The following is a 286-nucleotide window of genomic DNA, read 5'->3' as shown; positions in this document are numbered from 1 at the left end:
GGGCCAATCACCGGAGCGAGCATGAATCCGGCGCGATCGCTGGGGCCTGCCCTCGTCGGCAATCTCTGGCAGCACCATTGGGTGTATTGGGTCGCGCCGATCGTCGGAGCGCAACTGGCCGTATTGCTTTACAAGCGGTTGTTCTTCAAAGACGCTCGATCAGACAGCTTTTAGTTTCAACATTGAAAGGAGTTACATGATGAAGCGTGTCATGTTTGTGTGCAAAAAGAACTCGGCGCGATCGCAGATGGCCGAAGGATTCGCCAAACACTTGGGAACCGGAAAA

General features: G+C 54.2%; 2 protein-coding genes. Both read left to right on the top strand.

Annotated features, from left to right (window positions below; all coding sequences use genetic code 11):
- The first annotated feature begins 6 nt into the window (after positions 1-6).
- Positions 7-174: an aquaporin gene (locus tag FLQ44_RS24815; RefSeq protein ID WP_369126595.1), complete on the top strand. Its 168-nt coding sequence runs from the start codon at positions 7-9 to the stop codon at positions 172-174.
- 22 nt (positions 175-196) lie between these two features.
- The coding region (locus FLQ44_RS24810; protein ID WP_439144898.1) for an arsenate reductase/protein-tyrosine-phosphatase family protein at positions 197-286 on the top strand (90 nt) is incomplete at its 3' end.

Source organism: Vogesella mureinivorans, from assembly GCF_007644035.1.
GTDB classification, from domain to species: Bacteria; Pseudomonadota; Gammaproteobacteria; order Burkholderiales; family Chromobacteriaceae; genus Vogesella; species Vogesella mureinivorans.
This window is presented reverse-complemented; position numbering and strand designations above follow the sequence as displayed.